Source organism: Streptomyces akebiae (assembly GCF_019599145.1).
GTDB classification, from domain to species: Bacteria; Actinomycetota; Actinomycetes; order Streptomycetales; family Streptomycetaceae; genus Streptomyces; species Streptomyces akebiae.
Window position 1 is genome coordinate 7248337 of record NZ_CP080647.1, and the last position, 24659, is coordinate 7272995.

General features: G+C 69.4%; 22 protein-coding genes. 11 read left to right on the plus strand and 11 right to left on the minus strand.

The features are described from left to right. Nucleotides 1-53 precede the first annotated feature (53 nt). Together K1J60_RS31365 and K1J60_RS31370 are read left to right on the plus strand one after the other, a co-directional pair. Complete coding sequence (locus tag K1J60_RS31365; RefSeq protein ID WP_259408008.1) at nt 54-539, plus strand: iron chaperone; 486 nt, start codon at nt 54-56, stop codon at nt 537-539. A gap of 373 nt (nt 540-912) precedes the next feature. Continuing rightward, a complete protein-coding gene (locus K1J60_RS31370; protein ID WP_450166688.1) occupies nt 913-1101 on the plus strand; it encodes a hypothetical protein in 189 nt (62 codons plus the stop codon). Here the strand turns inward: K1J60_RS31370 and K1J60_RS31375 are convergent. Beyond that, nucleotides 1073-2449 (minus strand): pyroglutamyl peptidase, encoded by a 1377-nt coding sequence (locus K1J60_RS31375; RefSeq protein WP_259408009.1) that lies wholly within the window; start codon nt 2447-2449, stop codon nt 1073-1075. The genes K1J60_RS31370 and K1J60_RS31375 overlap by 29 nt on opposite strands. A 190-nt stretch (nt 2450-2639) precedes the next feature. After that, nucleotides 2640-3602, minus strand: a complete 963-nt coding sequence (locus tag K1J60_RS31380; RefSeq protein WP_259408010.1) for a LysR family transcriptional regulator — start codon at nt 3600-3602, stop codon at nt 2640-2642. 58 nt (nt 3603-3660) lie between these two features. Here K1J60_RS31380 and K1J60_RS31385 point away from each other — a divergent pair, with 58 nt between their 5' ends. Further along, the gene (locus K1J60_RS31385) at nt 3661-4050 is read left to right on the plus strand and encodes a RidA family protein (protein WP_220649146.1); all 390 of its coding nucleotides are present in this window, start codon (nt 3661-3663) and stop codon (nt 4048-4050) included. A 7-nt stretch (nt 4051-4057) separates the two neighbouring features. Here the strand turns inward: K1J60_RS31385 and K1J60_RS31390 are convergent, their stop codons facing one another. Beyond that, entirely contained in the window at nt 4058-4654 is a 597-nt protein-coding gene (locus K1J60_RS31390; protein WP_220651789.1) for a TetR/AcrR family transcriptional regulator, read from the minus strand. 114 nt (nt 4655-4768) lie between these two features. On the opposite strand from K1J60_RS31390, the gene K1J60_RS31395 reads away from it, so the two are divergent. Beyond that, nucleotides 4769-7231 carry a glycoside hydrolase family 3 protein gene (locus tag K1J60_RS31395; protein WP_220649147.1) on the plus strand — a complete coding sequence of 821 codons (2463 nt, stop codon included), beginning with the start codon at nt 4769-4771 and terminating at the stop codon, nt 7229-7231. 36 nt (nt 7232-7267) lie between these two features. On the opposite strand, the gene K1J60_RS31400 is transcribed toward K1J60_RS31395, so the two are convergent. Both K1J60_RS31400 and K1J60_RS31405 read right to left on the minus strand, forming a co-directional pair. After that, a complete protein-coding gene (locus K1J60_RS31400) occupies nt 7268-8257 on the minus strand; it encodes an aldose epimerase family protein (protein WP_220649148.1) in 990 nt (329 codons plus the stop codon). Nucleotides 8258-8290: 33 nt separating this feature from the next. Further along, on the minus strand, nt 8291-9190 hold the full coding sequence (locus K1J60_RS31405; protein ID WP_220649149.1) for an SGNH/GDSL hydrolase family protein: 900 nt from the start codon (nt 9188-9190) through the stop codon (nt 8291-8293). Between the two features lie 276 nt (nt 9191-9466). On the opposite strand from K1J60_RS31405, the gene K1J60_RS31410 reads away from it, so the two are divergent. Continuing rightward, nucleotides 9467-9961, plus strand: coding sequence for a DUF3145 domain-containing protein (locus K1J60_RS31410; protein ID WP_033527269.1), 495 nt, complete (start codon nt 9467-9469; stop codon nt 9959-9961). Nucleotides 9962-10032: 71 nt separating this feature from the next. Here K1J60_RS31410 and fabF read toward each other — a convergent pair whose 3' ends face one another. The 5 genes from fabF to fasR all read right to left on the minus strand — a co-directional run bounded on the left by fabF (nt 10033) and on the right by fasR (nt 15015). Continuing rightward, nucleotides 10033-11304 carry a beta-ketoacyl-ACP synthase II gene (gene fabF, locus K1J60_RS31415; RefSeq protein WP_220649150.1) on the minus strand — a complete coding sequence of 424 codons (1272 nt, stop codon included), beginning with the start codon at nt 11302-11304 and terminating at the stop codon, nt 10033-10035. Nucleotides 11305-11403: 99 nt separating this feature from the next. After that, a complete protein-coding gene (locus K1J60_RS31420) occupies nt 11404-11652 on the minus strand; it encodes an acyl carrier protein (protein WP_007381745.1) in 249 nt (82 codons plus the stop codon). Nucleotides 11653-11763: 111 nt separating this feature from the next. Further along, complete coding sequence (locus K1J60_RS31425; protein WP_220649151.1) at nt 11764-12795, minus strand: ketoacyl-ACP synthase III; 1032 nt, start codon at nt 12793-12795, stop codon at nt 11764-11766. Nucleotides 12796-12808: 13 nt separating this feature from the next. Then, nucleotides 12809-13723, minus strand: coding sequence for an ACP S-malonyltransferase (locus K1J60_RS31430; RefSeq protein ID WP_220649152.1), 915 nt, complete (start codon nt 13721-13723; stop codon nt 12809-12811). 89 nt (nt 13724-13812) lie between these two features. Next, nucleotides 13813-15015: a fatty acid biosynthesis transcriptional regulator FasR gene (fasR, locus tag K1J60_RS31435; protein WP_033527273.1), complete on the minus strand. Its 1203-nt coding sequence runs from the start codon at nt 15013-15015 to the stop codon at nt 13813-13815. An 87-nt stretch (nt 15016-15102) separates the two neighbouring features. On the opposite strand from fasR, the gene K1J60_RS31440 reads away from it, so the two are divergent. Beyond that, entirely contained in the window at nt 15103-15762 is a 660-nt protein-coding gene (locus tag K1J60_RS31440; RefSeq protein WP_220651790.1) for a pirin family protein, read from the plus strand. 7 nt (nt 15763-15769) lie between these two features. On the opposite strand, the gene K1J60_RS31445 is transcribed toward K1J60_RS31440, so the two are convergent. Further along, nucleotides 15770-17554 (minus strand): serine/threonine-protein kinase, encoded by a 1785-nt coding sequence (locus K1J60_RS31445; RefSeq protein WP_220649153.1) that lies wholly within the window; start codon nt 17552-17554, stop codon nt 15770-15772. 309 nt (nt 17555-17863) lie between these two features. On the opposite strand from K1J60_RS31445, the gene hsdR reads away from it, so the two are divergent. The 5 genes from hsdR (at nt 17864) to K1J60_RS31470 (ending at nt 24659) form a co-directional block, all read left to right on the plus strand. Then, a complete protein-coding gene (gene hsdR / locus K1J60_RS31450) occupies nt 17864-20365 on the plus strand; it encodes an EcoAI/FtnUII family type I restriction enzme subunit R (protein WP_220649154.1) in 2502 nt (833 codons plus the stop codon). A gap of 114 nt (nt 20366-20479) precedes the next feature. Next, nucleotides 20480-21079: a type IV toxin-antitoxin system AbiEi family antitoxin domain-containing protein gene (locus tag K1J60_RS31455; protein ID WP_220649155.1), complete on the plus strand. Its 600-nt coding sequence runs from the start codon at nt 20480-20482 to the stop codon at nt 21077-21079. Beyond that, nucleotides 21076-21957: a nucleotidyl transferase AbiEii/AbiGii toxin family protein gene (locus K1J60_RS31460; RefSeq protein WP_259408011.1), complete on the plus strand. Its 882-nt coding sequence runs from the start codon at nt 21076-21078 to the stop codon at nt 21955-21957. Before K1J60_RS31455 ends, K1J60_RS31460 begins: the two co-directional genes overlap by 4 nt. Nucleotides 21958-22014: 57 nt before the next feature. After that, nucleotides 22015-23523: a class I SAM-dependent DNA methyltransferase gene (locus tag K1J60_RS31465; RefSeq protein WP_220649156.1), complete on the plus strand. Its 1509-nt coding sequence runs from the start codon at nt 22015-22017 to the stop codon at nt 23521-23523. Beyond that, the gene (locus K1J60_RS31470; RefSeq protein ID WP_220649157.1) at nt 23520-24659 is read left to right on the plus strand and encodes a restriction endonuclease subunit S; all 1140 of its coding nucleotides are present in this window, start codon (nt 23520-23522) and stop codon (nt 24657-24659) included. Before K1J60_RS31465 ends, K1J60_RS31470 begins: the two co-directional genes overlap by 4 nt.

A 24659-nucleotide genomic window follows, 5' to 3' on the forward strand; every position in this document is an offset into this window, starting at 1 on the left:
CCCCGCACTCCCGCCCCGAACCGCCTCATCCCCGTACGAGAGGAAACCCTGCCATGCAGTCCATGCATTCTTCCGCCGAGAACTCCGGCACGACCTCTGAGCAGTACAAGGGCTTTTCCGCTGAGGAGCGGACCGCGATGAAGGAGCACGCGCAAGAACAGAAGAAGGCGGCGGCGCGGCGCGGTTCGTCCCGGGTGGAGAAGGAGGCGGCAGCGGAGCGGGACGTGCTCGCGAAGATCGCCGAGATGCCGGCCGCGGACCGGGTCCTCGCCGAGCGGATACACGACATCATCAAGACCGCGGCTCCGGACCTCACGTCGAAGCTTTGGTACGGGATGCCCGCGTATGCCAGAGACGGCAAGGTCCTCTGCCACTTCCAGAGCGCGCAGAAGTTCAAGTCGAGGTATGCCACGCTCGGCTTCAGCGACGAGGCGGCACTCGACGACGGCGCCATGTGGCCGGCCGCCTACGCCCTGAAGGAGCTGACTGCAGCCGACGAACAGCGCATCAGCGCGCTCGTCAAGAAGGCAGTGGGCTGAGACCGCTGCTGGGGCTCCTCGCACAGCCCGGCATCCACCAGGTAGTCGGCCAGCTTCTCCGGATACTCGTCCACATTCGGGAACCGGCCCATCCGCTGGTGTGACTCCAGTGCCAGCGGCAACGCGAGCTGAGGGCCGTCGGAGTCCATCCGCTCAACTGCCCACGCTGCCTTCTCCCGCGTCGGCGCGAAGAACAAGTGCAGCTCATGTGCGGTGATCAGCCGCTTGAATCGCGCGTACGCGGTCTGCTCGATCGAGGTCACAAGTCCCGCCCCGGGCCGAGAGATCAGTCAGTATCAGCACCTACGACCTTCGGCCGTATGGGTGACGGCTGCTACCGCACAGGGCGTCGAGAATCAAGTACTGGCGGCTTTTGGGCCTACCTCGGCGCTACTTCTTCATGGCCCTCGCCCACCTGCTGTGGTTCGGCGTCGTCGCCGTCTTCTTCTCGCACGACCGGATGCGTGCCGTGATGCTGCGCGGCCAGAAGGTCCTCAACAAGGCGATCGGCTCCGTCCTGGCCGGCCTGGGCATCAGCCTCGCGTTCGCCCCGTCGCACTGACGGCGCCGGAGTCCGCCGCCGTGGCGGTGGCGGTGTCCGTGGTGGTGGCGGTGTCCGTGGTGGTGCCGGGGGCCGTGGCGTCCACGGCGACCGTCACGATCGTCCGCACCTGGGCGATGATGTCCAACCGGTTGCGCACGAACTCGGGATCGGTCACCGTCCCGGTCGCCGGGTCGGTGTTGCCGGCCCCGAACTGCAGGACGGGCGTGTGCACATGCCCGCCCGGCAGCGAGGAGCCCAGTCCCAGCCGGTCGCGCAGGAGCGTCGCCCGGTAGGCGATCTCGTTGGAGAGGTAGTCGCCGCCGCCCCCGGCCCGCGCGGTCGAGCCCGGCGTCGGCCCGTCCGGGCGGACGACCGCCGCCGTGCCGCCCGCCGGTATCTCGGTCACGCTCGTGTTGTCGTAGACCGGGAAGCGGCCGGTGGCCGCGGCCACGATGTCCGCGTACGGCAGGGTCGTCGTCGTCCACTGGGGCTGGGTGGCGGGGTCGGTCACCGGGATGGTCCCGGTGCGGCCGACGGTGTCGTTGTCGGCGAAGCCGCCGCGCCAGGCCCCGTTGGTCCGCTCGACGTCGAAACGGCCCACCCGGCCCTGGCTGACGGTCGCGAAGAGATCCACGCGGGGCAACTGCTTGCGCAGCGTCCGCTCGACCGTGCCGTCGGCGAAGTCCTGCCAGCGGACGGGGAAGACGGCGGTCTCGACGCGGGCGAGCCCGTCGGCGGTCCTGATCACCGTCCCGTCGAGAGCGAGCGCCGTCGCCCCGGACGGGTTGGAGATCCGTACGTCCCGGTCCAGTGTGAAGGGATCGAATCCGGTGACCAGGATCCGCTTCACCTCCTTGCCGCGCTGCGGAAAGAGCAGGGAGTCCTGGCCGCGCGACGCCCTCTCCAACGCGCCGAGCAACTGGGCTCTCTGACTGGCACTCAACTCGAACCGCGGCTCCCAGCCCCGCACTTCCCGCGTCATCCCCAACCGCGCCCAGTACAGCGGCCGGTCGTCGTCCCGGCTCAGATCACCGCCCGCCGGACCCCGTCCCTGCGCCCGGTCCACGGCCCGCGTCCACAGCCGCCCACCCTGCCGTACGACGATCCGCTCGGCCTGGGCGTACGACCGCGCCCCGTCCAGCGCCCGCGCGAACTCCGGTGCGACGGTGTCGAAGCCGGACCGCCGAAGGATCTCCTGAGGCACGGCCCGGTCGAGGCGCTGCTCCTCGACGGTGGGGGCCGCGGCCGAAGAGGCGGGTGCCGTGGGCGTGGCGGAGGCGGTGGTGGGGGCGCAGAGACCGGCGAGCAGGGCCGCCAGTCCTGTCGCCGCTGCGCGTGCCCGTCGGTAAGTCAGTGGGGAAATCAAGGCAGTTCGGGCCCTTCCGTCGCTGGTTCGTGCCGTGGGGGTGCCGCTCCGGACGGCGGCAGTATCGCGTGACACAAGGGGCTCGCGCCATGCCCGGCGCCGCAGGGGGCGCACGTCGTGCCCGGTGACGGATGGGGTGTTCGTCGCGCTGCACACCGGCGGTGGGCGTGCACGTGGCCCCCGGCGCGGCTCAGCCGTCCGCGCCCCGCGTCGCCGCCTCCCGCAGTGCCCGGAGGAACGCGCGCCCGGCGGGCGAAGGGGCCACCCCGCGTGCCGTCGCCGCGTACACCACCCGCCCGGCCGCCTCCTCGCCCGCCACCGGCAGCAGCACGACGTCCGGCCGCACGGACCCGGCGGCGAGCGCCGGTACCAGCGTGACCCCGAGCCCGGCCGCCACATAGCCCAGCTTGGCGATCCACTCCACGACGACATGCGCGATCCTGGGCCGGAAACCGTGCCGCAGGGCTGCGTCGAGAAGGGTTCCCTCGGGGTGGGCGTCGCCGGATATCCAGTCGGCGTCGGCGAGTTGGGGGAGCCGCACCGGCCCCCGCCCCGCGAGCGGATGGCCGACGGGGACGGCGACGTACAGCGGCTCGTCGAGGAGGTGATGGAGGTCGTACGCGTCGAGGGGTACGCGTCCCGTGGTCGACACGATCGCCAGGTCCAGCCCGCCCGCGGCCAGCCGATCGAGCAACGCGGGCGTGAAGCCCTCGTCCCGGGTGAGCCGGACACCGGGGTGCCGGGCCCGGAACGCGGCCATCGCGTGCGGGACGAGCGCCGCGTCCGCCGTGGCGAAGGCACCGATCCGCAACCGCCCGCCGGCCGCCTCCCGTAGCGCGGTCAACTCCCGCTCGGCCTGCCCCAATCGCGTCACCAGGGCCTCGGCGTGCGGAACGAGCACCCGCCCCGCCTCCGTGAGCCGCACCCCGCGCGGCAGCCGGTCGAACAGCGCCGCTCCGCCCAACGCCCCCTCCAGGGAGGCGACCTGGCGCGACACGGCCGACTGGGTCCAGCCGAGCGACCTCGCGGCGACGGTGAACGACCCGTGCCGCGCGACCTCCAGGAACACGCGCAGCCAGAAGGCGGACAGATCGGGGACGTCGGCCGGGTCGTGCGCGCCGCGACCCCCGTCCGAGACATGCGCGTCATGCATGGCCGCCATGCTAGACATTCGCTTGTCGCATCACATGGCCGGACCTAGCGTCGAGGCCATGGAGATCACCCTCGACAACCCGCCGTCCGCGCCGCAGCCGCTGAGCCCCTACTACTCCCAGGTGGCCCGCGTTCAACTCGCCGACGGCAGCGCCCTGTTGTACCTCTCGGGTCAGATCGCCGAGGGCGCCACCGTGACCGACCAGAGCCGCGCCGTCTTCGAGACCATAGCCGCCCTCCTGGCGGCGCACGGCGCCACCCTCGCCGACATCATCAACATCCGCACGTACCTGACCGACATCACCAAGCTCCACGAGTACGGCGCCGTACGCACCCGGTTCCTGCCGGGCACACCCCCGACCAGCATGACGATGGAGGTCCCGAGACTCTTCCAGCCGCAGGCCATGGTCGAGGTCGAGGTCGTGGCGGCGGTGCCCGCGAGAGGCTGACCGGGGCCTAGCCGACGTCCTCGCCCAGCAGCGCCAGGAAGTCCCGGAACGCCCCCGGCATGTCCACGGCGCCCGGGTCCAGCAGCCACTGGTACTGCAGGCCGTCCATCACGGCCACCAGCAGCGGGGCCGCGCGCTCCGGTGTGAGCCCGCTGGGGAGCCGGTCGCCGTACTCGGCGCGCAGGACCTCGGTCATGGAGCCCCGCACCCGCCCGTACCGCTCGGTGAAGAACTCGCGCGCGGGATGCCCCTCGGTGACGCTCTCGCCGAGCAGCGCGGAGAAGGTCTGCACGATCCCGGGCCGCATGGCGTTGTACTCGACCAGGGAGCCCAGCAGATCGAGTCGAAGCGGGCTGTCGGGGACGGCGTCCCACCGGTCCCGCTCCCTGAGGACGGCGACGAGCAGCGCGTCCTTGGTGGGGAAGTAGTGCAGCAGCCCCTGCTGGGTGAGCCCGACGCGCTCGGCGACCGCGGCCATGCTCGCGCCCCGGTAACCGCGCTCGGCGATCACTTCCAGCGCCGCCAGCACGATCTCCGCGCGCCGCTCCTCACCCCTGACGCTCCTGGTTCCACTGGTGCCGCTCATGCCGTCACCGTACGGCATCCCGTCCCGCCGGACCGGGGTCAATATAACGGGAGCATAACGAAACCTACCGATCTACAGGTGATGTGTGCACGATGGCGAGGACAGAAACGGACTCGACGAGGAGGCACCGCGATGGCGGCAACCCCGGGCACCCACCCCACCCCGGCCGACGAGGCCCGCGAAGCGGCCGTGGAGAAGGCCCTCGCCAGGCTGGACCTGGACGCCAAGGCCAGGCTCCTCGCCGGCCAGGACATGTGGACGCTGCCCGCGCTCCCCGAGATCGGTCTGGCCTCGCTCGTCATGTCCGACGGCCCCATCGGCGTACGGGGAGTGCGCTGGACCGCCGAGGACCCGTCCGTCGCACTGCCCTCCCCGACCGCCCTGGCCGCCACCTGGGATCCCGAACTCGCCCACCGTGCAGGGGTGTTGCTGGCCCAGGAGGCCCGTCGCAAGGGCGTCCACGTCCTTCTCGCCCCCACCGTCAACCTGCACCGCTCACCGCTGGGCGGCCGCCACTTCGAGGCGTACAGCGAGGACCCCTACCTCACCGGCGAGATGGGCTCGGGCTATGTGGCGGGCGTGCAGTCCGGCGGCGTCGGCACCACCGTCAAACACTTCGTCGCCAACGACGCCGAGACCGACCGCTTCACGGTGAACAACCTGGTCTCCGAACGCGCCCTGCGTGAGCTGTACCTGGCCCCGTTCGAGGCGATCGTGGCGAACGCCCACCCCTGGGGCATCATGACCGCCTACAACACCGTCAACGGCACGACGATGACCGAGCACCGTTACCTCGTGAACGAGGTCCTGCGCGGTGAGTGGGGCTTCGACGGCTTCAACGTCTCCGACTGGCTGGCCGCCCGCTCGACGACCGCGGCCCTCACAGGCGGCCTCGACGTCGCCATGCCCGGCCCGGTCACCGTCTACGGCGAGGCCCTGGCCACCGCCGTCCGCGCCGGCGAGGTCACGGAGGCCGAACTCGACGAGGCGGTCCGCCGCGTGCTGCGCCTGGCCGCCCGCGTCGGCATCCTGGAAGGCGCCGACCCGGTGGTCACCGAACTCCCCGCCCCCGTCGACGGCGACGCCCTGGCCCGCGAGATCGCCCGCCGCTCCTTCGTCCTCGTCCGCAACGAGGCACCGGACGGCCGGGCGGCCCTCCCTCTGGAGCAGGGCTCGACGGTCGCCCTCATCGGTGCCGCGGCCCGCGACGCCCGCGTCCTCGGCGGCGGTTCGGCCACCGTCTTCCCCGCCCACATCGTCTCCCCGCTCGACGGCCTCACCGCGGCCCTCCCCGAGGGCACGCTGACGTACGCCGTGGGCGCGGACCCCAACGAGGAACTGGGCGTGGCCGACAAGGGATTCACCCTGGAGGCCGTCTGCCGTGACATCTCCGGCACGGTCATCGGCACCCGCTCCTCGCCCAGCGGCCACATCCAGTGGATGGGTTCGGACCTCCCCGACGGCGTCACCCACACGACCCTGCACACCGTCGAGGTGACCGGCACCTTCGTCCCGCGCGAGACCGGCACGCACACCTTCGGCATCAAGGGCCTCGGCACCTACACCCTCACCGTCGACGGCACCACCCACTTCGACGGCGTCCGGAGCACCGACACGGACGACCCCTTCGTGTCGTTCTTCGGCGCCCCCGTCCCGCTGGCCCAGGTCGAACTGACCGAGGGCACACCGGTGCGGGTCTCCCTCACCCATGTCGTGGAACTCGCCGCCGACGCTCCCCTCACGATGCTCGCCTTCTCGCTCTGCCACCAGGGCCCCCAGCGCGACCCCGACGACCTGATCGCCGAGGCCGTCGAGGCCGCCCGTGCCGCCGACACGGCCGTCGTCGTGGTCGCCACCACCGAGCGGGTCGAGTCCGAGGGCTTCGACCGCAAGGACCTCCGCCTTCCCGGCCGTCAGGACGACCTGGTCCGCGCGGTGGCCGCCGCCAACCCCGCCACGATCGTGGTCGTCAACGCGGGCTCCCCGGTGGAACTCCCGTGGCGCGACGACGTGGCCGCCGTCCTCCTCACCTGGTTCCCCGGCCAGGAGGGCGGCGCCGCCCTCGCCGACGTCCTCACCGGCACCCACGAGCCCGGCGGCCGCCTTCCCACCACGTGGGGCACCCTGTCCGAGGCCCCCGTCACCCGGGTCGCCCCCACCGCCGGCGAACTCACCTACGGCGAGGACGTCTTCATCGGCTACCGAGCCTGGGACAAGGAGGCCAGGACCCCCACGTACCCCTTCGGTCACGGCCTCGGCTACACCGACTGGACGTACGAGTCCCTCGACGTCAGCGGCACGACGGCGACGGTACGGGTACGCAACTCGGGCACCCGCGAGGGCCGGGAGACCATCCAGCTCTACCTGGCGCCCACCACCCCGGACGAGAACCGCCCGACCCGCTGGCTGGCGGGCTTCGCGACGGTGGAGGCGGCCCCGGGCGAGACCACCGAAGCCGTCATCCGACTCCCGCGCCGCGCCTTCGAGATCTGGGACGAGACGGCCGGCTCATGGGCGTACGTGAAGGGTGCGTACGAGGTGGCGGCGGCCCGCTCCCTCGACGACCCCCGCGTCACGGTGACGATCGAGGTCTAGGAGCGCCGCGGATCCTGGGGACGGGGTGCGCGTCGACTACGCGCGCACCCCGAACCCGTACACCGTCTCCGAGCGATGGACGCCGCCCGGCCGCAGTTCCGTACTCGGAAAGCGCGGCCGGTTCGGCGCATCGGGAAAGTGCTGCGTCTCCAGCGCGACCCCGTCCCCGGGCCCGAAGGGCCCCTCCAGATGATCCGCCGTGTAGAGCTGCATCCCCGGCTCGGTCGTCGCCACGCTCAACACCCGCCCCGACCCCGGCTCCCACAGCTCGGCCACCACCTCCGGGCTCGCCGTGACCCCCTTGTCGAGCACGAAGTTGTGGTCGTACCCGCTCCCCACCTTCCGGGCCGTCCGGAAGTCGAACCGGGTCCCCTCCACCTCCGCGAACTCGCCGGTCGGAATCAGATCCGCGTCCACCGGCGTCATGCGCGACGCGTCGATGCGCAGCTCGTGCCCACCGGCGCTGCCCGACGTCGCACCGCCCAGGTTCCAGTACGAGTGATTGGTCAGGTTGACCACGGTCGGCGCGTCCGTGACCGCCTCGTACGCGATCCGCAGCGCGCCCCCGTCCTCCTCCAGCGTGTACGTGGCGGAGACCTCCAGCCGCCCGGGGAAACCCTCCTCCCCGTCCGGGCTCACCCGGGACAGCCGCACCCCGGCCCCGTCCGCGACGCCCTCCGCCTCCCACACCCGCTTGTCGAACCCGAGCGGACCGCCGTGCAACGAGTTCGGCGGGTTGTTGCGCACCAGCTCGTACACCCGCCCGTCGAGGGTGAACCGCCCGGCGGCGATCCGGTTGGCGTACCGGCCGATGAGCGCCCCGAAGAACGGCCCCTGATGGCGCAGGTACCCGTCGAGGCCGGCGAACCCCAGCACCACGTCGGCCGTCCGCCCGTCCCGGTCGGGAAACTCCACGGACTGCACGATCCCGCCGTACGTCAGGATCCGCACCCGCGTGCCGCCCCGCTCCAGCGTCCATCGGTGCACGGGCGTGCCGTCGGAAAGTGTGCCGAACAGTTCGCTCATGAGCGAAACCCTAGGTCACGACGGAACCCCCGGTCACGACTCCTCGGCGCTGACGATCCGGTACGCGATCTCCGCGAGCCGCGCCTGCCCGTCCACGCTCGGATGGAACCAGTCCCACTGGCTGAGCTGGGCCTGCCCGAAGCGGTAGTCGAAGACGGCGTCCCCGTCGTAACGGCAGTGGCGGTCCTTCTCGCAGACCTCGCGCAGGACGTCGTTGTACGCCTCCACCCGGTCCTGGACGGCGTCGCGCCGCTCTCCGGCCGCCGTGGTGAGGGCGTCCGGGTCGGCCAGCATGGACGGGCAGATGCCCAGCTTCCACACCTGCTTGCCGACCGGGTTGGCGCGGCCCTCGGACCACAGCCGCTTCAGATCCGGCACACTCGCCACGAACACCTGCGCCTTCGGCAGGCTGTCCCGCAGCGTCGCCATCGAGTCCTCGAAGTCCGCGCGGAAGTCGGCGACCGGCGTCATGGCGTCGACGGTCGCGCGGCACGCGTCGTTCGCGCCGACCATCACCGTGACCAACTCGGGCTCACGGGTCACCGCCCGGGCCATCTGGTTCGGCAGGTCGGCCATCCGGGCGCCGGTGACCGCGTAGTTCCAGCTCTGCCGCTGCGCGCCGGAGCGGCCCAGCAGCCGTACGGCGAGACTGTCGACGGAGGCGTCGGTGCCGGTCGCCCAGGACACCTCGGGGCAGTCGGAGAGGACCTTGCACGCGTCGAAGCCCCGGGTGATGGAATCACCCACCGCGACGAGCGACTCGGGGGTGCTGTCCCAGGCGGGAGTGGGCGTGGGCGAGGCGGCGGCACGCGGCCCGGTCCCCTCGGGGCCGGGAGAGTCGCCACCGGTGGCGTCGCACCCGGTCACGGCCAGCAGGAACGCCGCCGAGACCGCGCCCCACACCGCCCTCGAACGGTGGCGTCGCTTCCGCATCCCCTGGTCCCCTCGTCGGTCCTACACGTGCAAGTTCCCACCCATGACAACGCGCGGGAGTTCCCGACACGGGGACCGACGGGAACGCTGCGGCCAAAGGTGCAACTGTTCCGTACCGCACACGCGTCCCCCCGGGTGAAACAGCGCCGCGTCCTGGCGTCGGCTCCGACGGTACGTCACACTCCTTGCCCCGCCGCACGGTAGCCTCGCCACGTGGCCGCCCTGCCACTGCCGTTCCGTCGAATGACAAGACGCCCTGCTCTGTGGAGGCCCTCGGTGACGACACGTGGAGTCCTGTACGTGCACTCCGCGCCGCGTGCGCTGTGCCCGCACGTCGAGTGGGCCGTCGCCGGTGTCCTCGGGACCCGCGTGAACCTCGACTGGATCCGGCAGCCGGCCGCACCGGGCACCTGGCGCTCCGAGTTCTCCTGGCAGGGCCAGGCAGGTACCGCCTCCAAGCTGGCGTCGGCACTGCGCGGCTGGCACCTCCTGCGCTTCGAGGTCACCGCCGAGCCCTGCGCCACCGCCGAGGGCGAGCGCTACAGCTGCACCCCCGAGCTGGGCATCTTCCACGCCGTCACCGGCATCCACGGCGACATCCTCATCCCCGAGGACCGCCTGCGCGCCGCCCTCACCCGCTCCCAGCGCGGTGAGACCGACCTGGAGGCCGAGATCGCCAAGCTCCTGGGCAAGCCCTGGGACGACGAGTTGGAGCCCTTCAGATACGCGGGAGAGGGCGCCCCGGTCCGCTGGCTGCACCAGGTGGTGTGACGGCCGCTCAGCACACGTGAAGGCCCCCACCGTCCGGTGGGGGCCTTCACGTTCGTACGACCGCGACGGTGTCAGACCGTCCGGAACGCCAGCACCACGTTGTGCCCACCGAACCCGAACGAGTCGTTGAGAGCGGCGATGCGCCCCTCGACCGGCAGCTTGCGCGCCTCGCCCCGCACGATGTCGGCGTTGGCCTCCGCCTCGGGGTCCAGGTCGTTCACATTGATCGTCGGCGGAGCCACCCGGTGGTACAGCGCGAGCACCGTCGCCACGGTCTCCACCCCGCCGGCCCCGCCCAGCAGATGTCCGGTCATCGACTTCGTCGCCGACACCGCGAAGTGGTCGGTGTCGTCACCGAACACCTTGCGCAGCGCCTTCAGCTCCGCGATGTCACCGGCCGGCGTCGACGTCCCGTGCGCGTTGACGTGCACGATCTCCGCCGGGTCCAGGTCGGTGCGGTCCAGCAGGTTCTGCAGGGCGTGGGCGATGCCACGCCCCTCCGGCTCCGGCTGCACGATGTCGTGGCCGTCGGCGGAGATGCCCTGGCCCACGGCCTCGGCGTAGACCCGGGCACCCCGCGCCGCCGCGTGCTCCGCCGACTCCAGGACGACGACACCGGCACCCTCGCCGAGGACGAAGCCGTCACGGCCGGTGTCGTACGGACGGGACGCGCCCTGCGGGTCCTCGTTGTTCTTGGACATCGCCATCATGTTGCCGAACGCGGCGATCGGCAGCGGGTGGATGGCGGCCTCGGTACCACCGGCGACCACGACATCGGCGCGGCCGGTGCGGATCATCTCGATGGCGTAGCCGATGGCCTCGGCGCCCGACGCGCAGGCGGAGACCGGGGTGTGCACACCGGCGCGCGCGCCGACGTACAGACCGACGTTGGCCGACGGGCCGTTGGGCATCAGCATCGGCACGGTGTGCGGGGAGACGCGGCGTACGCCCTTCTCCTTCAGCACGTCGTACTGGTCGAGCAGGGTCGTCACACCACCGATGCCGGAGGCGATGACCGCGCCCACACGGTCGGCGTCGACGGTGCCGTCGTCGGCCGAGGTCTCCGTGTAACCGGCGTCCGCCCACGCCTCCTTGGCCGCGATCAGCGCGAACTGCGCCGAGCGGTCCAGTCGACGGGCCTGCGGCCGGGGGATGACCTCGGTCGGCTCCACGGCGATCTGCGCCGCGATACGGACCGCCTGGTCGGCGGCCCACTCCTGCTCCAGGGGGCCCACACCGGACTTGCCGGCGATCAGCCCCTCCCAGGTGGAAGTCGCGTCGCCACCCAGCGGTGTGGTTGCGCCGATACCGGTGACGACCACGGTGCGATTGGTCGAGCTCACGGGAATTTTCTCCAACGGTTACGAGGATTCAGCGGCGCCACCGCCGGGTGGCGGGGCAACGGACCGGTCCGCGGACCGGGTCCGGACCCGATCCGGGGATCAGGCCTGGTGCTTGAGGATGTAGTCGGTCGCGTCGCCGACCGTCTTGAGGTTCTTGACGTCGTCGTCCGGGATCTTGACGTCGAAGCGCTCTTCGGCGGCGACGACGACCTCGACCATGGACAGCGAGTCGACGTCCAGGTCGTCGGTGAAGGACTTGTCCAGCTGGACGTCCTCGACCGGGATGCCGGCGATCTCGTTCACGATGTCGGCGAGACCGGCGACGATCTCTTCCTGGGTGGCGGCCATGTCAGGCGCTCCTTCGTAGTTTCAGACGGTTTCGAGAGGGTGGGGCGGCCCGCCGCGTCAGCGGCAGGTTGTGCTGTTCCCGCGCCGGACCACAAGATCCGGCGCGGGTGCCTAGGGGAGGGTAACGACCGTCGCGGCGTACACGAGACCCGCCCCGAAGCCGATGACGAGCGCGGTGTCGCCGCTCTTCGCCTCGCCGGTCGCCAGGAGCCGCTCCATCGCGAGCGGGATCGAGGCGGCCGAGGTGTTGCCGGTGGTGCGCACGTCACGCGCGACCGTGACGTGCTCCGGCAGCTTGAGTGTCTTCACCATCGAGTCGATGATCCGCTCGTTGGCCTGGTGGGGAATGAAGACGTCCAGGTCGTCCGAGCTGATCCCGGCCGCGTCCAGCGCCTGCTGAGCGACCTTCGCCATCTCGAACACGGCCCAGCGGAACACCGCTTGGCCCTCCTGCGTGATCGCGGGGAACTTGACGTTGCCCTCGCTGTCGAGCGGGAGCTTCTCCAGGTCGCCGACCCGGTACTCGTTCCACGGGACCGTCTGCTTGATCGTCCCCGCCTTGTCGCCCTCGGAGCCCCACACCGTCGGGCCGATGTGCGGTTCCTCGGAGGGACCGACGACGACCGCGCCGGCGCCGTCACCGAAGAGGAAGGCCGTGGCCCGGTCCTCCAGGTCGGTCAGGTCGGACAGCCGCTCGACACCGATGACGAGGACGTACTCGGCCGAGCCCTCGACGACCATGCCCTTGGCGAGGGTGAGGCCGTAGCCGAAGCCCGCGCAGCCGGCCGAGATGTCGAAGGCGGCGGCCTTGGCCGTGCCCAGCTTGTCGGCGATCTCGGTGGCGACGGCCGGGGTCTGGCTGAAGTGCGAGACCGTCGAGACGACGACCGCGCCGATCTGCTCGGCGGTGATCCCGGCGTCGGCGATCGCCTTGCCGGACGCCTCGATCGACATGGCGGCGACGGTCTCCTCGTCGTTCGCCCAGTGCCGGGTCTCGATGCCGGACCGGGAGCGGATCCACTCGTCGGACGAGTCGATCTTCTCCAGGATCACGTCGTTGGGTACCACCCGGACCGGGCGGTAGCCACCCACACCGAGGATGCGCGCGTACGGGGCGCCCTTGCTAGGCCTGATCTTCGACATAGCTCCAGGGCTCCTAGTTCCGGTGCTCGGCGATGAGCGCGCGAGCGGCGTCGAGGTCGTCCGGTGTCTTCAGCGCCACCGTCGCCACACCCGGCAGCGCGCGCTTGGCGAGACCGGTGAGCGTGCCGCCGGGGCACACCTCGACCAGCGCGGTCACGCCCAGCTCCTTGAAGGTCTCCATGCACAGGTCCCAGCGGACCGGGTTGGCGACCTGACCGACGAGACGGGAGAGCACCTCGGCGCCGGTGGCGACGGCCTGCCCGTCCTTGTTCGAGACGTAGGTGAGCTTCGGGTCCCCGGGGGCCAGCTCCTCGGCGGCCTTGGCGAGGGTGTCCACGGCGGGGGCCATGTGGTGCGTGTGGAAGGCGCCCGCGACCTTGAGGGCCACCACGCGGCGGACGCCCTCGGGCTTGTCCGCCTCCAGCGCGGCCAGTTGCTCCAGGGTGCCGGCGGCGACGACCTGGCCCGCGCCGTTCACGTTGGCCGGGGTCAGCCCCAGCTTCTCCAGGTGCGGGATCGTCACCTCGGGGTCGCCGCCGAGCAGCGCCGACATACCGGTCTCGGTGATCGCGGCGGCCTCGGCCATGGCCAGGCCCCGCTTGCGGACGAGGGTCAGCGCGGCCGTGTCGTCGAGGACACCGGCGAACGCCGCGGCGGTGATCTCACCGACGCTGTGCCCGGCGACCGCGCCGGGCACGACGTCGCCCAGGGCGGCGGCGGACAGCAGTCCGGCCGCCACGAGCAGCGGCTGGGCCACGGCGGTGTCGCGGATCGCGTCGGCGTCGGCCTCGGTGCCGTAGTGGGCGAGGTCCAGCCCGATGGCGTCCGACCACGCGCCGAGGCGGTCGGCGGCACCGGGGAGGTCGAGCCAAGGAGTCAGGAAGCCGGGCGTCTGGGCGCCCTGGCCGGGAGCGACGAGTACGAGCACTCTCACACTCTCTCTTGGGGACGGCTCGGGCCGCCCGTGGGGACAGGGACGAAGAACACGAGGGGGTTTTGTAGCCCTCCGACAAAACCCTAGAGCTGGGGATCCCCATCCACCAGACGCCCCAGGATCAGCGCGATCCTCAAGGTGAAGGCCGAGCGTACATCGGAAGGCGACCAGCCGGTGACGTCAGTCACACGTCGAAGCCGGTAGCGCACGGTGTTGGGATGGACGAACAGCATCCGGGCCGCGCCCTCCAGGCTTGAGGCCTGTTCGAGATAGACGCTGAGCGTCTCCAGAAGAGCGGAACCAGCCTCCTCCAGCGGTCTGTAGATCTCCTCCACCAACTGCTCGCGCGCACTGGGATCACCAGCGATCGCGCGCTCCGGAAGCAGATCGTCCGCCAGAACGGGGCGCGGCGCGTCCTGCCACGCCGAACACGCCTTGAGTCCGGCGGCGGCGGCCTGCGCGGACCGGGTCGCGGCCAGCAGGTCGGGCACGATCGGCCCGGCCACCACCGGCCCCGCCGCGTACGGTCCGATCAGCGACTTCGCCACCTGCAGCGGGTCGTTGTTCCCGCCGGCGATCACCACGAGGCGGTCGCCCAGCACCCCGGTGAGCACCTGGAGCTTGGCGTGCCGGGCGGCGCGCCGGATGGCCTCCACGGTCAGTTCGCTGTCCCCGTCCGGGGCGGTGCCGAGGACCACACACACATGGTCGGGGGAGTTCCAGCCGAGCGCGGCGGCCCTGCTCACGGCGCCCTCGTCGGCCTCGCCGCTGAGCACCGCGTTGACGACCAGGGACTCCAGCCGGGCGTCCCAGGCACCGCGTGCCTCGGCGGCCTGCGCGTACACCTGCGCGGTGGCGAAGGCGATCTCCCGCGCGTAGACGAGCAGGGCCTCGCGGAGCACGCTCTCGTCGCCGGGGGCGGCGACCTCGTCGATGGCGGACTCCATCACCTCGATGGTCGTGCGCACCATCTCCACGGTCTGCCGGAGCGTGATCGCCCGGGTCAGTTCACGCGGCGCCGTCCCGAACACGTCCGTCGAGATGGCCTGCGGGGCGTCCGGATGCCTGAACCACTCGGTGAAGGCGGCGATACCGGCCTGGGCGACCAGCCCGATCCACGACCGGTTCTCCGGTGGCATCGCCCGGTACCAGGGCAACGTCTCGTCCATCCGCGCGATGGCCTGCGCGGCGAGGCTTCCGGACGACTTCTCCAGCCGCTTCAACGTCGCGGAGTGCGAATGGACGTACGGCGCGGTTGCGGATTTGCTGGTTTCGGGTTCGGGCACGGGACAAGACTGCCTCATCAGGACACCTGCGTGCGGCGCGGGGGCGTACCCGTTTCCTACCCGGCGCCGCTTACCGTGGAGTACGTGATGGACCTACGGCGCGCCGGTACGCGCTACCCCGGTGGGGACCCGGAAGCCGGGATCGCCTCGCTGCACGCCTTCTCCTTCGGTGCGCACTACGACCCGGACAACCTGCGGTTCGGCCCGGTGATCGCCTGCAACGAGGAGCGGCTCGCGCCCGGCGCGGGGTTCGACGAGCACCCCCACAGCCACACCGAGATCGTCACCTGGGTCGTCGAGGGCGAGCTGACCCACCGCGACACCACGGGCCACGAGACGGTCGTCCGCCCCGGGGACGTCCAGCGCCTCAGTTCGGCGGGCGGGGTACGGCACGTCGAGCGCAACGACGGCTCCGCGCCGCTCACCTTCGTGCAGATGTGGCTGGCCCCGCTGGACCCGGGCGGCGACCCCGCGTACGAGATCGTGCGCGGCATCGCCGACTCCACCCCGTACGCCGTTCCCGAGGCCGGGGCCATGCTGCACGTCCGGCGGCTGGGCAGGACGGGGGAGCGGACCGCGGTGCCGGACGCGGCACGGGCGTATGTGCACGTCGTCCGGGGTGTGGTGCGGCTCGGGCCGCACGAACTGGAGCCCGGGGACGCGGTGCGGGCCGAGGACGAGAAGGGGCTGGAGCTGGTCGCCGTCGCCGCCCCGGTCGAGGTGCTGGTGTGGGAGCTGGGGGAGTGACAGGCGGTCAGTTGTCGGTGGGCTCCTCCGCGTTGCGCCAGATCGTGAGGTCCACGGCGACGTAGTCGCTGGGGTCGTTCTCCGGGGCGGTGCCCCGGAAGGTGACCAGCGCGATGTGGCCGGAACTGTGTACACAAAGCTGGGTGCCCTTGGAAAGCTGGGAGAGCGAGACGTCGTCGGCGTACCGGGTCTCCCCTCGGCATGTCTTCAGGGAGCCCTTCTGGGCGTTGTTCAGCAGGACGATCTTGGCTCCCCGGCTGGCCAACGCTTCCCCGTAGACGTCGTCGTAGTAGAGGTCGGCGTCGTTGTTGTTGTCCGGGCTGCGGTCCTGGATCGGCTTCGGCGGGGAGTCTGCGAACCGGATGTAGTAGTCGAGCGGGATGTTGATCCCCTTGTACGTCACCGGCTTCGGATCCGGAAGCGGCTTGGCGCTCACGGAGCCCGTGTCTCCGGAGCGGTTGGCGGAGTCACCCGACGAGCCCTCGAACGAACTCAGGAATGCGAAGCAACCCCCGAGTGTCATCAGGGCGGACAGCGTCCCGACGCCGATGCCCAGCCACTTGCCCGCGGTGTTCTTGGGAGGGCGTAGGGGGAGTGGGCGTGGCTGTGGAAGCGGGTGCCAGGTCTGCGGCTGCTGTGGGTGCGGTGTCTGGTGGTACGGCGGCACGGTGTTCGGCACCGACTGCGCGGCGTACGGCCCCGGGTGGGCTGGGGAGGGCAGAGGTGGTGGGACCGGCCCCGCGAACGCGGTCGGCGCCGCGTGCACCGGCGGTGTGGCCTGACCAGCGGCCCGGACGTCCGGCTGGGTCACCGGGGCGGTGGGCGGGACGGGCGCGGGCACCGCGGTCGGTGCCTCTGCCGTCTTGCTCCGCGCGGCCAGCAGCTCCGCCGACGCCGAGACCCGCCGGGTGATGTCGACGCCGATCACCTCCGGCAGCCAGGAACCGGACTGGATCAGCGGGGCGTGCGAGGCCTCCTGGCACAGTGTGATGACCTCTTCCGGCGTGGGCCGGTCCTCGGGGTTCTTCGCCAGACAGCGAGCGATGAAGCGGAGTGCGTCCGGGAGACCGGTCAGGTCCGGCTCCTCGTGGACGATGCGGTACAGCACGGCGTGCGAGGGCCCGTCGCCGTACGCGCCGCTGCCCCGCCCCGCGTACGCCGCCACCTGACCCAGCGTGAACACGTCCGACGCGGGCGTGATCGGCTTCCCAGCTGCCTGCTCCGGTGACATGAACGCCGGGGTGCCGATGGAAACGCCGGTGCCGGTCAGGGCAGTCGCGTCGGCGGCGCGCGCGATGCCGAAGTCGATGACGCGGGGCCCGTCGGCGGCGAGCAGCACGTTCGAGGGCTTCAGGTCGCGGTGCACGATGCCGGCGGAGTGGATCACCTTCAGGGCCTCGGCTACCCCGGCGAGCAGCAACAGGACAGAGGAGACCGGCAGCGCGCCGTGCGCGGCGACCGCCGTCTGCAGCGACGGACCGGGCACATAGGCGGTGGCCAGCCACGGCTGGGCGCCCTCGGTGTCGTAGTCGATGACCGGCGCCGTGTGGAGGCCCTGTACGCGCTGGGCAGCCTGCACCTCCTGTCGGAACCTGCGGCGGAACTCGGGGTCCTCGCTCAGCTCCGGCCGGATCGTCTTGAGAGCGATGGGGTGCCCGCCAGGCGTGTACGACAGATACACGGTGCCCATGCCGCCCGAGCCGAGCCGCGCCGCGAGCCGGTAGCTCGCCACGGTCTTGGGATCGCTGTCGTCCAGCGGACGGAACTGCCCGCCCGGTCGTACCTCGCCCATCGTTTCCCCCGAGGCCCTGCGCCTGCTGTGGCGTGCGTGTACACGCGTGCAGGGGGAGGCTATACGAAAGGACCAACTGCGCTCCTACAGGGCGCGGTTACCCTCCGACCTCGGCGAGCACCGCGTCCGTGAACGGCACGGTCATCGCCTCCGTGACCGTACGCGGAGGCACGAACCCGGGCGAGCTGCTGTTGGGAAACGACGGTCAGGTGAATGACGCGGTGGTAGGGCCGCAGGGTCGGCCTGATCCCTTTGGTCGATTCCGCTGTTCGGGCACCGTTGTCAGAGGCATGAAGTACACCTGTCTTTATGGGGATCGATGCGTACCAGTTGAACGAGGACGAGACGTGCAAGAGGTTCGTCCTTCCTGCTCTGCGGGCAGCGGGGTGGAGTGAGAAGCAGATCCGTCCGCAGTACCGGATCAACGACGGCCGGTTGGTACCGACGCGCAGGCGCCACAAGCGGGGGGCGGCACTCGCCGCTGACTACGTGCTCGAGTACATCGCCGATGTGCCGATCGCTGTGGTGGAGGCCAAGCGCTACCGGCTGAGCGAGGAGAACGGGGTGGAACAGGCGCGCCGTTACGCGCGCAAGCTGGGCCTGTCCTTTGCGTACGCCACCAACGGCCGCAACATCGTGGAGATCGACTTCAGCGGAGACAAGCCTGTCATCCGGCCTGTCGACCGGTTCCCGTCGCCCGACGACCTGTGGGCGCGCTTCCTGCGCGATCAGGGCGTCCGTGGCACCGAGGCGGGCGAGGAGTTGATGTCGGCGCCGTACGACTACACCCTCCGGAACACCGACAACTCCGTGAAGCGCCCGCGCTACTACCAGCGGCTCGCCATCACCCGGGCACTCGCGGCGCTTGCCCGTGACGAGCGCCGCATCCTGCTGGTACTGGCCACCGGGACGGGCAAGACCATGCTCGCACTCCAGTTGGTGGCCCGGCTCTCCAAGGCTCCGGGGGCCTTCGGTGGACGCAAGCCCCGGGTGCTCTACCTTGCCGACCGCAACATGCTGGTCGACGACCCAAAGGACCGCTACTTCCTGCCGGTCTTCGGCGAGGACGACGTCCACAAGATCGGTGGCGGCGAGGCCAAGCGCGGTCGGAAGATCTACTTCGCGCTCTATCAGTCACTGGAACAGGGGGAGGCCCAGGCCGAGTTGTTCCGGGAGTACGAGCCGGACTACTTCGACCTGGTCATCGTCGACGAGTGTCACAGGGGCAGTGCGAGCAGCGACTCTCGATGGCGCAAGGTACTGGAGCACTTCAAGCCCGCCGTGCAGATCGGGCTGACCGCTACGCCGATCAGGGACAGCGGCAAGAAGACCGACACCTTCGAGTACTTCGGAAACCCCGTCTACACGTATTCGCTCCGAGACGGCATCGAGGACGGTTTCCTCTCGCCCTACCGGGTGCGCAGGGTCCGGCTGAACGTGGACGTGGAGGGCTACCGTCCCGAGCCGGGCAAGAAGGACGTCTACGGCCGGGAGATCCCCGACGATCTCTACGGGCCCAAGGAGTTCGAGCGGGTCATGGTGATCCTGGAACGGACCGAGACGGCGGCGCACTATCTCATCGACTACCTTCGGAAGAACGCCGAGGACGGGCGGTTGGGCAAGACGCTCGTCTTCTGCGAGAACAACGAACACGCCGGCCGGATGCGCACCGCGTTGCACAACATCGCCTCCGAGGAGGTCGCAGTCCTGCCGGACTTCGTCAAGCGGATCACCAGCGCCGACGTGTCCGACGCGGGGGAGTCCCTGGAGGAGTTCCGGAAGGCGGACTCCAGCCAGCCGGTCATCGCCGTGACGTCCAAGCTGCTGTCAACCGGTGTGGATCTGCCTGCGGTGCGGAACGTGGTGCTGTTCCGGCGGATGGCCTCCATGCCCGAGTTCAAGCAGGTCATCGGGCGCGGCACCCGGCTGTGTCCGGAGATCGGCAAGGAGTCGTTCGACATCATCGACTTCGTGGAGGCGACCCGTCTCTTCGAGGACAAGGCGTTCGACGGCCCACCCCTGAAGCTGCTCCAGGAGACGGCTGACGAGCAGGGTGAGCTGGTGGATGTCGAGGACATCACTCCGCCGGCCGAGGAGATGGGTGGCGATGACGGGGACTCGGTCGCCGAGCCGCAGGCGGAGTACGAGCAGCAGGAGGGCGGCTCGTTCGACCTGGGCGGGGACGACGGCGACACGGTCACCGACCAGGACGAGGTCGATCGCATCCAGGCGCGAGGCAAGCGCTACCGGGTGCGTGGTGTCGATGTCTACAAGTTGGGCGAGCGGCGCTATCAGCTCGCTGACGACGGTGTGACGATGCGGCTGGTGAGCGTCGAGCAGTGGGTGCACAACCAGGTGCTCGAACTGGATCTGGACCCGGCCCAGTTGCGTACCCAGTGGGCACGGGCCAAGAGCCGTGCCGTCCTCATGGAAGCGCTGCGGGAGGCCGACATCGACGTGGAGGAACTGCCGGAGGAACTGGGCAAGCCGGACGTGGACCCGGTGGACCTGCTGGTCAGCGCGGCCTGGGAGGGACTCGCCGTCGTGAGTCGGGATGAGCGGCTGACCTGGTTCCGCCGGGAACACGGAGATTTCCTGGACTCCTTCGGGGAGCAGGCTCGTGAGGTGTTGGAGGCGATGCTGGTGAAGTTCTCCGAAGCGGGCTCGCCCCAGCTGAAAGTAGACACGCTGAAGGTTCCGCCCTTCGACGCGATGGGCCGTGTGGTGGACCTGACCCTGCGGTTTGGTGGGCCCCGCGAGGCGCGCGAGGCCATAGACCAGCTGGCCGCCCGGCTGCTGTCGGTCGTGTAGGAAGAGGTCTCCGAAGCGAAGCGTGAAAAACTAAAAGAATGCTTTAGTTTTGTGCAAGATGGAGTCGTGTAACTGAAGTCAACTTTGAGTTTTTCGCTCTGCTAGAATGATGGAGTGCTCAGAGACCGTACGGACAGTCGCGCAGCCCTCTGGCGGACCGCCGCTGGGCAGCGCGGCTACTTCACCGCCGCGCAGGCGCTTGAAGCCGGATATTCCTACCAGGCTCAGCGCTATCACGCCCAGCATGGCAACTGGCTGGTGATCGACCGAGCCCTCTACCGGTTCCGGGAGTTCAATGACCTGCCAGGCGAGGGTGATGAGCAATTGGTGCGCTGGTCGCTGTGGAGCAAGGGGAGGGCGGTCGTCTCGCACGCCACCGCGCTCGCCGTCCATGATCTCGGTACGGCCAACCCCTCCCGTATCCACCTCACCGTGCCGCACGGCTTCCGCCAGAAGTCGGACGCGGTGATCCTGCACCGTGCCGAGCTGACGGAGTCGGATGTCGAGGATCGGACGGGGTACCGGGTGACGGCCCCGCTGCGCGCGATCGCGGAGTGCGCGGCGGACGGTGACGACCAGGACGTAATCGACGGGGCCGTGGCCGACGCACTGGAGCAGGGCATCGTGACCCGCCGAAAGCTGCTGCATGCGGCTCAACTGTTGGGCGCACGTGCCGAACTGGGTGTGGAGCGGGCATTGGGGGCACTATCGTGACCGGCCGCTACCGCGACGCCACGGACCTGCGCCGGGCGCTGGAGGCGCGGCTGAAACACGACGCGGACGAGTCCGGCACCGACCTGGCCCGTCGCCGTCGCCTTGTCGTTTTCGATCGCATGGCGGCACGCCTCGCGGAGGACCCGGCCGGCGGCTGGGTCCTCAAGGGTGGGGCCGCGATGGAGTTCCGCCTGACCGGCCGCGCCCGCACCACCAAAGACCTGGATCTGGCCTTGCGGCCCGAGGGCGGCTCAGACGCCGATGGCGACGAAGTCCGGGAGCTGCTGATCGAGGCCCTGTCCGTCGACCTCGACCGGGACTGGTTCCGCTTCCGTGTCGGTGTGCCCGTCTCGTTGACCGCAGACACGGCAGGGCGGGGCGGCTGGCGGTTCTCCGTCGAGGCCCACCTCGCGGGGAAGCTCTTCGCGGGCGTCCGTGTGGACGTGGTGGACCGGGGCGAGGAGATCGCGCGGACGGAGCGCCTTCCGCTCCCCAACTCCCTGGCGTTCGCCGGAACTCCGCAGCGGACGGTGGAAGCCGTCGACCGCCGCCAGCACTTCGCGGAGAAGCTGCATGCCTTCACCCGTGACTACGGTGACCGGCCCAACACGCGGGTCAAGGACCTGGTGGACCTAGTCCTACTGACCGAGGATGGCTTGACTGGGGACACGGCGCTGGTGTCGGCCGTACGGCACGTCTTCGCCGTCCGAGACACCCACGATGTCCCGGACGAACTCCCCGATCCGCCGCCGCTGTGGCGTGACACCTACCCGGACCTGGCGAGGGAGCTGACCACGGACATCCCGCCGACGCTGGACGCGGCACTCGCGCTGGTGCGTGGGTTGTGGGCGGGGGCCCTCGCGGATGAAGCACGTTGACTCATTGACTCATTACCCACCTCTTCCCCACCGAACAGAGAGACCGGCATAGCTGACATGGCAGCGACCACGAAGAAAACGGCGGAGAAGTCCCCCGCTACATCCCAGGCGCGCCTCGCGTCCCTGATCAAGTCCGCGCGCGACACGATGCGCAAGGACGCGGGGATGAACGGCGACCTGGACCGTTTGCCCCAGCTCTCCTGGCTGCTTTTCCTCAAGGCGTTCGACGAGCGTGTCGAACAAGAGGGCGAGGCCCTGGACCCGGATGGTTATCGGCGGGCGATTGAGGAGCCGTACCGGTGGGAGGACTGGGCTACCAACCCGGACTTCAGCGGCAACGAGCTGAAGACGTTCGTCAACGAGAAGCTCATCCCGCACCTGGCGGGACTCGTCGGTGACGACGCAGAGGACCCGCGCAACGTCATCTCGACCATTTTCAAGAACGTCGTCAACCGCATGCAGTCGGGCACGCTGCTACGTGACCTGGTCAGCATTGTGAACCAGATCCACTTCGTCTCGACCAACGACATCCACACCATGGCGTTCGTCTACGAGTCGATCCTCAGGGAGATGCGGGATGCGGCCGGCGACTCGGGTGAGTTCTACACCCCGCGCCCGGTCAACCGGTTCATGGTCCAGCAGTCCTTCCTGGAGCTGGACGAGGCGATCCTCGACCCGGCGAGCGGGACGGGCGGTTTCCTGGTCCAGGCGTACGAGGACTTGAAAGGTCGGGTCAACACGGACACCCAGCGCAGGCGGCTGCACAAGAACATCCGGGGCATCGAGAAGAAGCCGCTGCCGTATCTGTTGGGCGCCATGAACCTGCTGCTGCACGGGATCGACACACCGCACGTCACACGTGCCAACTCGTTGCTGGAGATGCGGAACTTTAACGCCTCCGACAAGGTGGAGGTCGTTCTCACTAATCCGCCCTTCGGCGGTGAGGAGGAATCGACGGTCGTCAAGGCGTTCCCGGACGGCTTCCGGACCCAGGAGACGGCCTGGCTCTTCCTCTACTCGATTCTCGATCAGCTCAAGCTGGGTGGTCGGTGCGCGATCGTTCTGCCGAACGGCAGTCTGTTCGCCACGGGGGAGAACTCCATCGGCGCGAAGATCAAGAAGAAGCTGATGAAGGACTGCAACCTGCACACGATCGTCCGCCTCCCGCAGGGCGTTTTCGCGCCCTACACGCAGATCCCGTCCAACATTCTTTTCTTCGAGAAGACCGGTCCGACGCAGGAGGTCTGGTTCTACGAGATCCCGCTGCCGGAGGGGCGGCGGGGCTACACCAAGACGAAGCCGATGCGGATCGAGGAGTTCGAGCCGTGCGTCGATTGGTGGGGCGGCAAGGAGCGTGAGGGCCGCGAGGCGGGTGAACAGGCGTGGGTCGTCCCCGCATCAGACATCATCGCCTCCGGCTTCAACCTCGATATCGCCAACCCGCACATGGGTGACGAACTGGCCCACCGGACGCCGGAAGAACTGGTGGACGAGCTGGTGCAGACGGAGACGGAGATCCTTGAATTGCTGAAGGAACTGCGTGCGGGTCTGGGTGAGCAGCGATGACTCTCACCGATTACGCTGTGGGCGATGTGATCACCCTGGTGCGCCGGCCGGTCCTTCCCGAGGAGGGCAAGGAGTACCGCGAGATTGGTATCCGTTCCTTCGGCAACGGGATCTTTCATAAAGATCCCGTTGCGGGCCGGGAGATCATTGCCAAAAAGGTGTTCAGTATTGAACCGGGCGACCTTGTTTTCAGCAACATCTTCGCGTGGGAGGGCGCAGTTGCGCTTGCTGCCGACAGTGAAAAGGGTATGATCGGTTCACACCGGTTCATGACGTATTGCGTTAACCAGGAGATTGCGGATGTGCGGTATTTGCTTCCGTACTTTTATGGAGGGCCGGGGCTGGATGTGATCCGCCAGGCGTCTCCAGGATCGGCCGGGCGTAACCGGACTCTCGGTATCAAGACGTTTGGTGTAAAGCGCGTGGTTCTCCCTAATCTGGCTGAGCAGCGTCGCGTCGCTGACAAGCTCGACGCAGCGATGGACCGCATGGCCTTTGCGTTGTCTCTGCGTGCCAAGGCCAAAAAGACGTCGTTGGCTCTCTACGATTCCTTGCTCGGCCAAGTGAAGCATTGGAGAGATCTCGGCGATGGGTTGAATCTCAGTATTGAGGAAGTAGCTGTCTCGGGAGACGATAACTATCCGATGGCAGGTGTCTACGGGTTCGGTCGAGGTCTCATCGACCGCGGAACGATTTCTGGTTCCGATACCAAATATTCGAAGTTTCACCGGCTTCAGAAAGGCAAATTGGTCATGAGTCGCCTCAAGGCTTTTGAAGGGGCATTGACTATGGTTCCGGGGGAGTTCGAAGGGCGTCACGTCTCCCCGGAGTTCCCTACTTTTGCTGTTGATCCGGATGTTCTGGATCCTGCCTATCTGGGACACTTGTGTAAGTGGCCGCGCTTCTGGGCACTCCTCAGCAAGGAGTCCAAGGGCGTCGGCGCAAGGCGAGAACGAGTAGCAGCGTCGCGCTTGCTCGCGACGAGCGTCCCATTCCCTGACTTGCACTCGCAGCGCGAGATCGCAGCTCAACTCAGCAAGGCTGAAGCCGCAGATCAGCTTGGCCGTCAACAGGATGCAGTTTTGACCTCACTGCGCCCCGCACTACTCGACGCCGCTTTCGGAGGACGCTTGTAG

Coding starts and splice junctions, on each gene's coding strand:
- K1J60_RS31465 (WP_220649156.1), top strand. CDS start 22,015: ATGGCAGCGACCACGAAGAAAACGGCGGAGAAGTCCCCCGCTACATCC.
- K1J60_RS31390 (WP_220651789.1), bottom strand. CDS start 4,654: ATGCCGTACGGTGACGGCATGAGCGGCACCAGTGGAACCAGGAGCGTC.
- K1J60_RS31405 (WP_220649149.1), bottom strand. CDS start 9,190: ATGCGGAAGCGACGCCACCGTTCGAGGGCGGTGTGGGGCGCGGTCTCG.
- K1J60_RS31470 (WP_220649157.1), top strand. CDS start 23,520: ATGACTCTCACCGATTACGCTGTGGGCGATGTGATCACCCTGGTGCGC.
- K1J60_RS31395 (WP_220649147.1), top strand. CDS start 4,769: ATGGCGGCAACCCCGGGCACCCACCCCACCCCGGCCGACGAGGCCCGC.
- K1J60_RS31385 (WP_220649146.1), top strand. CDS start 3,661: ATGGAGATCACCCTCGACAACCCGCCGTCCGCGCCGCAGCCGCTGAGC.
- K1J60_RS31400 (WP_220649148.1), bottom strand. CDS start 8,257: ATGAGCGAACTGTTCGGCACACTTTCCGACGGCACGCCCGTGCACCGA.
- K1J60_RS31440 (WP_220651790.1), top strand. CDS start 15,103: ATGGACCTACGGCGCGCCGGTACGCGCTACCCCGGTGGGGACCCGGAA.
- hsdR (WP_220649154.1), top strand. CDS start 17,864: ATGGGGATCGATGCGTACCAGTTGAACGAGGACGAGACGTGCAAGAGG.
- K1J60_RS31380 (WP_259408010.1), bottom strand. CDS start 3,602: ATGCATGACGCGCATGTCTCGGACGGGGGTCGCGGCGCGCACGACCCG.
- K1J60_RS31425 (WP_220649151.1), bottom strand. CDS start 12,795: ATGTCGAAGATCAGGCCTAGCAAGGGCGCCCCGTACGCGCGCATCCTC.
- K1J60_RS31420 (WP_007381745.1), bottom strand. CDS start 11,652: ATGGCCGCCACCCAGGAAGAGATCGTCGCCGGTCTCGCCGACATCGTG.
- K1J60_RS31445 (WP_220649153.1), bottom strand. CDS start 17,554: ATGGGCGAGGTACGACCGGGCGGGCAGTTCCGTCCGCTGGACGACAGC.
- K1J60_RS31365 (WP_259408008.1), top strand. CDS start 54: ATGCAGTCCATGCATTCTTCCGCCGAGAACTCCGGCACGACCTCTGAG.